This window comes from Neobacillus sp. DHD-1R, from assembly GCF_057747995.1.
The window spans coordinates 2604474-2616191 of sequence record NZ_CM173232.1 but is presented as its reverse complement, the minus strand read 5'-3'; the positions used below and the strand labels follow the sequence as shown (position 1 = coordinate 2616191).

The following is an 11718-nucleotide window of genomic DNA, read 5'->3' as shown; positions in this document are numbered from 1 at the left end:
TTATCACCTTCTATAATATAGAATCTTTGTTGCACAAATTAGATAACTACCCTGCCTTGTTATTTAGGGATTTTTTCTATTTCACCACTGCTACAGTAATTACACCGGCCTCGTCTACGATAATAGTAAGTGATGGATGCAAGACCAAGCCCCACTCCCCAAGGGACCCATAGAAGCATAGGCCCTATTGTACCCAAGATATGACTCAGTACAATATTCCCATCTGCAGGCATTAGGTTAAATTTAACCATGATAAAAGAGATGGTAAAGACGAAGCCAGCAGAAGTTACAGCAATCGCTACGAAAGAAGCTGGAATTACCGCTAGCAAGATTGGCTCCCTTTTACCATAAATGAATGGGAACCATCGAGGGAAATCTTCACCCCATTTCTGGATCAAACCTAGCGTAAGAATACCACCAACGATATATAATGATCCGAAAACCCACTCAGTAATATGATGTGTCGGATTGACATTTGAAAAGTCCTTCAAGAGCTTCGCGTCAACTCCAAGGGGGATTCCCAGTGCCCAAGCATAGCGTGTAATTGCGTATGGAATAGGAGCGAGAGCCGCAAAGTAGGTAATCCACCGACTCCATCGTCCTAGAAAAAATGTTTTTCCGTCTGCCCATCCATAATATTCACATGCATGACGTGTTTTTCTTTGATAGACTACAGCAGTAAATCCCCAGCATACCGCTCCTAAAATACAAATGATCTGATTAAGCATCAGCCAGTTAAACTGGAATTTTAATAAAAAAGCATAAGCCATAGCCGCGATCAGGCTGCTATCTGGTACAAAGAGAAGCAAAGCTGCCGCAAATCCCCAGGCATAGATTAGGACAAGCCACCGCGGGAAAACCTTTGCCACCGTCTTCCTCATTGAAAATCCAACCAAAAATGTCCCTTTGAGTTTTAATCTCCAACTCGAAGTACAATTCGTCCTCGTCCATGTCCGGTTTGACACAGTTCTTGAGCTTGTCGGATCTCATGAAGCGGAAATTCCTTTGCAACCGTTGCTTCCACTTCCCCTTCTGCAATCAATTGAGCAATATTTTGAAAAACTTGATCGGGAGCAGGTCCATTACTAAATCGCGCATGAATTCCAAATTGCTTGGCCTTCTCTTCTGAGGGAATATCGACAAGAGATAGAAGTTTTCCTCCACGTTTTACAACAAAATATGAACGTTCAAGTGTTTCTCCTCCAACAGCGTCAAGCACCAAATCCACATCTTGAACCACTTCTTCAAATGGTGTGGTGGTATAATCAATAACGGTATTGACACCTAGGGACTTCACATACTCTACATTTGATGTGGAACAAGTTCCAATCACTTCAGCACCTTTCCATTTAGCCAATTGAACAGCATATGATCCCACACCGCCAGCAGCAGCATGAACCAAGACACGTTGCCCTGATTGCAGATCACCATGTGCGAAAAGCGCTACCCAAGCAGTGGTAGCCCCACCGGATATCGTAGCTGCCTTAGTAAAGGAAAGCTTTTGTGGTTTACTCGCAATCATGTCTACAGAAGTCTTAATATACTCTGCACACGCTCCCTGATTAGCTCTTCCGAAAATGGGCTGTCCTTTCTGAAACTCTGTTACTTCTGAACCTACCTCTTCAATGACTCCAGATACAGCCGATCCAGGTATATAGGGGAACTCCTTGGTATAGATTCCTTTCATCAAACCTTCACGAAAAGCACAATCAACAGGAAGTACACCAACTGTATGAACACGAATCAAAACCTCGTCAGATAATGGCTTTGGAATAGGTAACTGTTCAAGCTTTAGCTCTTCAGGACCCCCATATTGATGAATACGAACAGCTTGCATTATTTGTGTTCCCATAATAGATCCATCTCCTTTTTACGTTTTTTTAACCTACTTCAATTTCATTTATTTTTAATGAAAGAAGGTTTCGGTATTTGCCTTTACGGTCAGACCTTTTCCCACCGTCGGTCTTGTAATATTTTTTCTTTATTTGAGCTAAATCCTACTCACATTCTGTTATGGCATGTCTATTCAGAAAGGATTTCCCAACAATTTATAGTCTTGGTCAATATTATTTAACATAAGTCTATTCAACAAAAAAAGAGCTTATAACAAACTCCTTCAGATCTATCACTTATTGGAAAAATCTCGAACTTTCACCCTAACTTCTCTTTCTTGTTCCTTTTAAATATACTCAGAATGAATTTGTACCATTCATAGAGGTCTATTAACCACTTTTCCATCGTTATTTCTTCACGGTTTCCTTCAACATTTCCGTATTTCATTAATATTGCTTCGTCTGACCGGCCTTTAGCTGAATAACATCACCTGGTTAATTCAGCTGGATCCAAAATCTTTTTATTTTATTGTCTTAAGAATGATGACGTTTGTCCATACCACTGTTGTCTTAAGAAAATATAATAAATGGTAATTATTAGATAACACAAAATAAAACTGGTAAAGCTAAATCCTTTATTACAAAACCAGCAAAGATAGGATGACATGGCTTATGCGAACCATTGTATTTATTGAAACCAACAAATCCGGATCTAGTAGAGAAGCAATAAAAGCTGCAGAAAGACTCGGCTATTTTACGGTGTTATTCACTAATAGACAAAAATTCATTCAGCAAAGAACCGAATTTCCCGAAGTCCATCAAATGATTTTAGTGGATTTATTCAATTATGATGAAATAAGAAAAAACCTCAACCAACTACCACAACAAGGTAAACAAATAAAAGGCATTATGAGTTTTGTACATTCTTACGTTCATGTAGCAGCAGTCTTAGCAGAAGAATTTTGTTCAAGTGTGGTCTCAACTGATTCCATTTTTAAAATGGAAAATAAAGTTTTGACTCGTGAGCTTCTCAAAGGACACCCCAATTCTCCCTATTATGAGCTTTATAATCCAGATGATTATTCCTTAGAGTACTTTATTGACCTAGCCAAGGACTATTTACCTCTGATTGTAAAGTGTCCCACATCTGCCGGTTCAAAAGATGTTATGTTGGCAAATGACGAGAAGCAGTTAGAGCTGGCAATGCAAGAATTACTAAAAAAACATAAACAGATTTTAGTGGAAGAGTATCTAGTAGGACCCCAATATTTAATTGAAGTTTTAGTACACAAGGGAAAAGTTCATATTGTAGCGATCATCGAACAACAGATTACTCTTTTTCAACGATTTATCGTAACCGGATATAGTTTACTGCCAGATATCAATCCAAGAATGTACAATCGTATCTTTAAAGCTGTAAGTTCCATTTTACAAGCTTTTCAGATGAGAAATGGTGCCTGTCACCTTGAAATGCGTATAGTAAATGGCGAATGGAAATTAATTGAGATTAATCCTAGAATCTCAGGCGGAGCGATGAATCGAATTATTGAGGTCGGATATGGAATTAATTTAGTAGAGGAAACCATTCAATTAATGTTAGGAAATGAGCCTTCCCTTACTAAAAAACACAGTAAGTATGTATATGCCCATTATTTAACCGTTGATTCTAAAGGGAAATTAAGTAAGGTAACGGGGAAAGAACACAGCTCTCAATATCCCGGTGTTGAAGAGGTGTATATAAAACCCCGGCAAGGGCAGATCGTACGTCCTCCTTTATCAATGGGAGATCGGTGCGGATACATTTTGGCATCCTCAGATTATAGAGGTGAAGCGCAACGAATTGCCATGCGAGCAGCCAGCGAAATACACTTCTACCTTGACCCCCTTTAACATTTCCAAGTGACAAATTTGATAATCGTTAGCTTTTAATGATTTAAAGAAAACTCGCCGATTGGCGAGCCGTTAGGCGAAGACAGAGGCGTAGTTGCACTTATGCCTGATAGAAAAGTTATACTTTCCTATCGGCGAACAAATCTTTTTAGAAAAAGAATTTGGAGAGGTGAAAAAGAAGTAAAATGACGCTAATTGGCATGCTTCATCATCGTAGAGATCCAAATAATGTAAAGAAAGCATATGCTTATGCCGCAGTCGCAAAAGCAGAAGGTGTAACCTTTTTTTACTTTACCCTCGGGAAAGTGAATATCAAACAGCATAAAATTTTAGGAAAAACTTATGAAAATGGACATTGGATTGACAAGGAATTTCCTTTCCCTGATGTCATTTATAATGCAAGTTATCAAGCGAGTGAGAAAACGAAACATATCTTTGATTATTTGTATGATAGGATTCCGTTTACCAGTCATTCAATTGGGGACAAATTATCGGTATATAACAGAATTAAAAAGGCCAAAAAATTTAAAGATTACCTTATTCCTTTTTATGAATTAACGGACGTTCAGATTTTTTTTGACATGATCAAACGTTATCAAAAAGTGATTATCAAACCGTTATCGGGGCATCAAGGCGGCGGCGTTGTTTTAGTTGAAAAAGATGGTTCCAATCATTACAAAATGAATGTTGCAGGATTAGAATCATCTTTGAATGAAAAACAATTGTTAGACTGGTTATCCCCTAAAATACAAGAACAAGATTACGTCGTTCAACAGTTTATTACGAGTCAAACAACATCTGGTCACGTTTTTGATTTCCGCCTGCATGTACAAAAAAATGGAGAAGGAAAATGGGTGATTACTTCTATCTATCCACGGATCGGGCGTTTAGGGACCATAACTTCTAATATGGGGAGTGGTGGTTATAGTACTTACCTGGATTCCTTTTTAAAAACAGAGTTCGGTGACTCCTGGTATGATATTCAAAGGTATCTTGAACAGTTTGCGATCAGTTTTTCCAATCATTTTGATTCTTTATATGACGATGACTTGGATGAACTGGGAATTGACGTCGGAATTGATGAAAATCAAAAACTATGGCTTTTTGAGGTGAATTGGCGACCAGGTCCGCCTAATATCTATCACCTTGAATTAGATGTGGCCAGAAATACGATTTTGTATGCTAAATATCTAGCGGAAAACAAATAAACATTAGACTGAAAATCATATAAAACACTAAATTCCTTCCATATTTCTTATCCCTTATTTTGTCATCATCATCGTGTCTATATAGTCCCCCAAACATGAAGGCCGCTGTCATGGCGTCCTTTTTTTCTTTCTATCTTTAGATCAAAAAAAGGCAGCTTGCCGCTCATGAACTTCACCTACAATGGGGTTGAGGTTCATTAAAGGAAGCTGCCTTTTTTATGTGAAAGTTTCAACGATTTTAACTTCTTAAATATTCGATGACATCATCTATGTCTGTATCAGTCGCGTTCGTTTTGAAATAAACAATGTCATTTGGGATTAAAAATGAGTCAAAAAACCGCATCATTTCATCTGCATCTGAAAAATGATAAACATGATCTGGATTTACTCCTGCCTCGATAGCTGGTTCCTGAAAATCCTTTGCAATAAACCCTTTGGTAATGAGAATATCGACCCCCAAAGCAGCAATTAACTGTCCTGCCTTTTCGTATTCTTCATCTGCATATTTTCCCAATGAGCACATTCTGCCCAGAACAGCAATTTTTCGTTGGGTTGGCAATGCGATCCGGCTTAATGTTTCTAAGCCTTTTCTTAATGAAGCAGGATTTGACTTCCACGTATCATCCACCAGCGTAATTTGATTTCGTCCTTCCATGATTTCAAAGTGGGATCTCATATGATGATAAGAAGATAATCTCTTTAGAGCATAGCGAATATCCACCCCTAACATGGCCGCTGCGGCTAATGAAGCGACTGCATTATAGACACTATGCTCCCCAAGACCCGGTATATATCCTTTATATTCCCTTTGCTTATATTCCAGCCAAAAAGTCATGCCGGATGAATCATATTTATACTTCTTAATTCTAAAAATAGCATTCTTGTTTTTTCCGAAAGTGATAATCTTTCCCTTAAATTTAGAAGTATCAATAGAGGTGAGATAGGGATCGTCCGAATTTAGGATGAGAATTCCCTCATTGTCCATCCCCTGCATGATTTTTGCCTTTTCTGCTAGATAATCATCAAAGGAGCGAATTTTATCTGTATGATCGACATCTATCATGGTCATAATCCCAATCGTCGGGTAAAAATACTTACAGGACTCCGTCATATCCTCTTTTTTAGATACGGCTGTTTCAAACACTGCCACATCGGTATTTTCATCTATTCCGAGTAAATAAGGAAGGTTGTAATAATCGGCATTTTTGCTGGATATGGTTGCCTGGACATTGTGTGTTTCTTCCAAAATGTGTTTTAGCATTTCTTTCGTCGTAGACTTTCCACATGTTCCCGTAATGGCAACTACTGGAATGTTAAACAGATGCCTGTAATACGAGGTGAATGTAAAGAAACTGTCTTTGAGATCCTTTACCATAATGATTTGCGCAGGATTTAATTTTTCCATTTGAGAAAATGATGAATCTGTAACGATGAATACATTCTTGTAATTCTTGATCCTTTCAACAGGAACCTCTTTATTGTTCCCATGAAAATATAAAGTATGACTGCTAATTTCAGATCTGTCATCCGTGACCGTTTTAATCCGTATTCCTTTTTGCTTTTCATTAGGCTGAATGTTCATGGCTGTTAAAATGTTCTCCAATAATAATGTCTTCAATATGTCCCTCCTGAAGTTCCTTTTTTGAAAAAAGCATCTCCCCCAATATTCCTGTTCAATATGGTAGAAGTGATTGAAACACAATGAATTGTCTAATGTATCATATGATGTGTCCCCTCAAGCTGGTGTGTGATAATTACACAGGTAATTAGCGGAAAATAAATCATTGTTTGTCCTTCTCCTTGCATAAAGATATACAAAGGGGGGATTTTCATTTTTTATACAAATAAAGTAATTAGATATTTAGTTGCCTATGTATTTATTACCTCTGCACTTATGAAATTCATGGGTACCGAGGTATCGAATCATTTTCTTGGATTAGGGCTTCCCTATCCCCACATGATGTTAAAGCTTGTTATTTTAGTAGAATTGGTTTGCGGATTTTTAATTTTAGTTAATATAGCTGTTAAACATGCGGTGGTACCTTTAATTGGGATTATGATCGTAGCCCTTCTTATCACCAAAATCCCATTGATGCACATCGGATTTCTCCAATTCTCTTTTGGTGCTCGCTTAGACATTGTCATGTTAGTGTTGCTCGTTTATCTGTACAAGCGAGATCCTTGCTGAATGTTTTCATGTGCTAAAAAAACGCCAGGCATCTTCCAGTGATTGGATAGTGCCTGACGAAACTCTTGTAGAACTCCCTAATTAAGCAAATTAATTTTAAAAATGCGCTGTTTTTATTAACCACGAAACTATCCTCTAAGGATGAAGGATAGTTTTAGTCAAGTCCTTGAATCCGATCCTGATGGGTATAGACATTGAAGCCGTCTCCCCTAATAAAACCAATTGCCGTAATGCCAAGATCCTCTGCTAAATTTAAGGCGAGATTAGTAGGAGCAGATTTTGATAGGATAATGGCTACACCAATCTTAGCTGCTTTGAGGAGGACTTCTGAGGAAATTCTTCCGCTAAACGCAATGATTTTCTCCTTTAATGGAATTCGATGGATCAGGCAGTAGCCAAAAAGCTTATCCAGTGCATTATGCCTGCCGATATCAGTCCTAGTTATCACGATACCGTCCTTTGTACATAAGGCGGCATTATGGACACCGCCTGTTTTCTGAAAATAAGCGGAACTTTCCTGCAGCTCGCTCATTAAGACATGACATTGGTGTGGTGTAATGGTTAACTTTGTCAAGATGGTCTTAGCTGTCTTCATATCATTATAAAAATAAAATTGCCGCCCTTTTCCGCAACAGGAACCAATGAATCGCTTGGAATGGAACTCTTTTTGAATAGATGGTTTATTTACTAGGTTCACGTACGCGAATCCTTTTTCTTCATCCACCTGAATCGATTGAATATCTTTAAAAACACGAATGATCCCCTCGGAGGCTAAGAAACCCACCACCAATTCTTGAATCTCTGCTGGCGAACAAACGATGGTGGCAAACTCTTCTCCATCCAGAATAATCGTTAAGGCTGATTCCACGGCGATGTCATCCTCTTGTTCGATAAAGGAGTCCCCAGTAAATTTAACAATGTGTTGGCAAGTCATGATTTCGTTTAACACCGTCTTCCCCCCTCTCATCGCTTTTTGAACCTTCGTCTATGAGGTCAAGATTAGTATCAACCATATGAAACATAAACGGGTCTAGCCAACCTCGGTCAAGACCCGTTTAAATAGAATTATAGATGGTGGCCTGGCTGTGCATGCTGTGCCTGGTGCTCCGGCAGCTGGGTTGTCCGTTCCAAATGGCTCGTTTCGCTCCCCATTCCTTTCAAAAATTCAAAGAAAAAGGCAATCGAACGGTTAATTTCAGGGTCCTTTAAGGATCTGACGATATCAAAGTAACCGATCTGGTCTTCATTGTCTTTGCTTTCTGACACTCTGGCAATTCCTGCGTTCAGCTTAAGGAGAATCGGTTCAAGCTGTTTAACATTTAAGGTACCAAGAACGCCAACCATTAACAGCAGATTTTTTAACGTATTGGCTGTTTCTTTCGAGTCCGCCTTTTTAATAAGGATTTGCAGGACCTTGTCGCCCTCGGCAAATAAACCGCTCAAGATAGAAATTATCCCCCGCTCATGCATGTGGTTTACCAAATCAAGTGTATCCAGTAACGCTTGCTTATTTTTTAATAAGGAATCCTCTATTTGCCGTAGATCTTGTTGCCGCTTATCCTCTTCGGATTGCTCGATTCGCTCGATTTTCCTGATTGCTTTAGCCATTCAATCGCTCCCTTTCCTTCACAAGATCACCCGGGAAGACGTAATCCTTTCGGGCCCATTTCTGTTGGACTTGTACACCCATTTGCGGCTGTGGATTTCCGTATCGGAAATTTATTTTTGGCAGAGGATTAATTCCCTCTTCCTGTAAAATTTCCAACTTCACACGAGTATCTTTGTAAGCAGGGGTATCGGTATCCTTATCGGCGGCACTGCTTGTCAGGTAATTGACGGCTCCGTCCCCTGAATCATTCATGGGTAGATACACTTCCTTGCCTTTTACCCGATTGGTAATCGTACATTTCACTTTTACATTACCAAACGGTGAAGTCAGGCGGACAAGCGTTCCGTTCCGCAGTCCTCGTTCCGCTGCAAGCTCCGGTGATACTTCAAGGAAAACCTCCGGTGTTTTTTCCGATATTCCTTTTGATTTATAGGTGAGATTTCCTTCATGAAAATGCTCTAATAAACGGCCGTTGTTCAAATGAAGATCATATTGCTCGCCAAAATCAAGCGGCTTTGTCCATTGCACAGGATAAAACCGGGCTTTTCGATCCGGGAAAGGGAATCCTTCGGTGTAAAGCAATGGCGTATCCGTTCCATCTGGTTTTACCGGCCATTGCAAACTCTTATAACCTTCTAATCTCTCATACGTAACACCGGCATAAATCGGCATCAGCATCGCCGCTTCCTCCATAATTTCACTTGGATGCTTGTAATTCCAGTTTGCCCCAAGCCGGTTTGCCACTAACTGAATGATTTCCCAATCTGGTTTAGAATCGGCAAGCGGTTCAAACACTTGGTACAGCCTTTGAATACGGCGTTCCGTGTTCGTGAACGTTCCTTCTTTTTCAAGACTTGGGCTTGCCGGTAAAACGACATCCGCATATTGGGCAGTCCGAGAAAAAAAGAGATCCTGGACGACAAAAAAGTCGAGTTTTTCGTAGGCGGCATGTACATGGTTAATGTTGGAATCCACTAACCCCATTTCTTCTCCCTTTACATACATGGCTTTTACTGTACCATCGTGTATTCCCTCAATCATCTCGTGATTATTTATGCCGACTTCGGATGGAAGTTTAACGCCCCAGGCTTGTTCAAATTTTGCCAGTACTTCAGGGTTCTCGACACGCTGGTATCCCGGAAAGTTATCCGGCGCGCTGCCCATATCGCCTGCACCTTGAACGTTATTATGTCCCCGAAGCGGGTATGCCCCGGAACCTGGCCGTGCGTAGTTTCCCGTTACCAACAACAGGTTTGAAATCGCTGTACTTGTGTCACTGCCGCCCAGATGCTGGGTAACACCCATCGCCCAAAGAATGGCCGTGCCATCTGCATCACGAATCATTTCGGCAATTTGAATGAGGGTCTCCTTAGATAGACCCGTTGCCGCTTCTGCATAACCTAATGTATAGGGAGAAAGGCTTTCTCTATATTCAGCGAATCCATTTACATTCTTTTCAATAAACTCTTCGTCCGCCCAGCCCATATCAATAATGTATTTGGTCACAGCAGAGAGCCAAACCAAATCGGACCCCGCGTTTGGATGAATGAACAGGTCGGCACGAGCCGCCATCTCATTCTCACGTAAATCTGCGACAATTAATTTTTGTCCATTGAGTTTATGAGCGCGCTTGACCCTTGTAGCTAGAACAGGGTGGGCTTCCGATGTATTGGAACCCACGATGATGACAAGGCCTGCTTTGGCGATCTCCTTAATCGAACCAGCATCACCGCCGTAGCCAACCGTTCTGTGCAGTCCAACCGTTGCCGGCGTCTGACAATAGCGCGAACAGTTATCCACGTTGTTTGTACCAATGATCTGCCGGGCCAATTTTTGCATCAAAAAGGATTCTTCATTTGTACATTTAGAGGAAGTAATAAAGCCCATCGATTGCGGCCCATACTGGCTGCGAATCTCACGGAAGCGTTTCGCGATGAGATCAAGGGCCTCCTCCCATTCCGCTTCACGAAAGCTTTCGCCTTCCCGGATCAGCGGCTTCGTTAACCGTTCTTTACTATTGACAAAATCCCAGCCGAATTTCCCTTTCACACAAGTGGAAATTCCATTCGCTGGTGCCTCTACGTTTGGTTCAACCTTTAGAATCTCTCGTCCTTTTGTCCAGACATCAAAGCTGCAGCCGACACCACAGAACGTACAGACCGTTTTGGTTCGTTTCACTCTCGCCTCACGCATCGCCGATTCCATATCGGAAACTGTAAGAATCGACCCGTACCCGGTCTCCACTCCTTTGGTCAACTCAATCATCGAACGGAGTGTGCCTTTTTCCACGCCTGTCAGATAACCGGCCTCCCCAAGCATTCCTTTTTCCATCATCGCATTACACGGGCAGACGGTGGAACAATGGCCGCACGACACACAAGAAGATTCGTTAATCGGAACATCGTTATCCCAGATGACCCGCGGATGCTCTCTTTCCCAATCGATTCTCAGCGTTTCTGTCACCTGGACATCTTGGCAGGCCTCGACACAGCGCCCACACAAGATACACTGATCAGGATCATAGCGGTAGAAAGGGTTCGACATATCCGTTTGATATGGTTTCTGCTCCCAAGGAATACTCTGATGATTAATGCGCATTTCCTTAACCGTGTTATGTATTTCACAGCCGCCGTTATTGTAATCACAAACCGTACAATATAATTCATGGTTATGGAGAATCTTGTCCATCGCTGCTGTCTGCGACTTTTTCACAAACGGGTTCATTGTATCGATGCGGTCTCCCTCTTTTAAACGGGTTGAACAGGACCTGACAAGTTCCCCGTTCACTTCAACAATACAAGTGTCACACGTTTCGATCGGTCCAAGGCTGGGATGATAGCACACTTGAGGGACTTCAATCGTACTGTCATTCAGGAATTGCAGGACCGTCTGGCCTTCCTTTGCCTCCACTTCTACTCCGTTGATCATAATGCCTAGGTTCTTTACCAATATGGCTACACCCTTTCTACTTTATTTATTTGTTTAGTACCC

Annotated in this window: 9 protein-coding genes; 3 read left to right on the top strand and 6 right to left on the bottom strand. The window is 40.9% G+C overall.

Translation table 11 applies throughout. From position 1 onward, the window contains the following. Window positions 1-59: 59 nt before the first annotated feature. Together AC3ANL_RS12585 and AC3ANL_RS12580 are read right to left on the bottom strand one after the other, a co-directional pair. Window positions 60-869 carry a hypothetical protein gene (locus AC3ANL_RS12585; protein WP_488329540.1) on the bottom strand — a complete coding sequence of 270 codons (810 nt, stop codon included), beginning with the start codon at window positions 867-869 and terminating at the stop codon, window positions 60-62. A gap of 44 nt (window positions 870-913) precedes the next feature. Next, window positions 914-1852, bottom strand: coding sequence for an NADP-dependent oxidoreductase (locus AC3ANL_RS12580; RefSeq protein WP_488329539.1), 939 nt, complete (start codon window positions 1850-1852; stop codon window positions 914-916). A 652-nt stretch (window positions 1853-2504) separates the two neighbouring features. On the opposite strand from AC3ANL_RS12580, the gene AC3ANL_RS12575 reads away from it, so the two are divergent. Both AC3ANL_RS12575 and AC3ANL_RS12570 read left to right on the top strand, forming a co-directional pair. Further along, a complete protein-coding gene (locus AC3ANL_RS12575) occupies window positions 2505-3722 on the top strand; it encodes an ATP-grasp domain-containing protein (protein WP_488329538.1) in 1218 nt (405 codons plus the stop codon). Window positions 3723-3907: 185 nt separating this feature from the next. Beyond that, window positions 3908-4930 (top strand): YheC/YheD family endospore coat-associated protein, encoded by a 1023-nt coding sequence (locus AC3ANL_RS12570; protein WP_488329537.1) that lies wholly within the window; start codon window positions 3908-3910, stop codon window positions 4928-4930. A 238-nt stretch (window positions 4931-5168) separates the two neighbouring features. Here AC3ANL_RS12570 and AC3ANL_RS12565 read toward each other — a convergent pair whose 3' ends face one another. Beyond that, window positions 5169-6548: a Mur ligase family protein gene (locus AC3ANL_RS12565; protein WP_488329536.1), complete on the bottom strand. Its 1380-nt coding sequence runs from the start codon at window positions 6546-6548 to the stop codon at window positions 5169-5171. Window positions 6549-6824: 276 nt separating this feature from the next. Between AC3ANL_RS12565 and AC3ANL_RS12560 the strand changes: the two genes are divergently transcribed. Further along, window positions 6825-7118, top strand: coding sequence for a DoxX family protein (locus AC3ANL_RS12560; RefSeq protein ID WP_488329535.1), 294 nt, complete (start codon window positions 6825-6827; stop codon window positions 7116-7118). A gap of 154 nt (window positions 7119-7272) precedes the next feature. On the opposite strand, the gene fdhD is transcribed toward AC3ANL_RS12560, so the two are convergent. The 3 genes from fdhD to fdhF all read right to left on the bottom strand — a co-directional run bounded on the left by fdhD (window position 7273) and on the right by fdhF (window position 11655). Then, a complete protein-coding gene (fdhD, locus tag AC3ANL_RS12555) occupies window positions 7273-8067 on the bottom strand; it encodes a formate dehydrogenase accessory sulfurtransferase FdhD (protein ID WP_488329534.1) in 795 nt (264 codons plus the stop codon). Window positions 8068-8183: 116 nt separating this feature from the next. Then, window positions 8184-8726 (bottom strand): helical membrane plugin domain-containing protein, encoded by a 543-nt coding sequence (locus AC3ANL_RS12550; protein WP_488329533.1) that lies wholly within the window; start codon window positions 8724-8726, stop codon window positions 8184-8186. Then, window positions 8719-11655, bottom strand: coding sequence for a formate dehydrogenase subunit alpha (fdhF, locus tag AC3ANL_RS12545; protein ID WP_488329718.1), 2937 nt, complete (start codon window positions 11653-11655; stop codon window positions 8719-8721). The genes AC3ANL_RS12550 and fdhF overlap by 8 nt, the downstream gene beginning before the upstream one ends. Window positions 11656-11718: the final 63 nt, after the last annotated feature.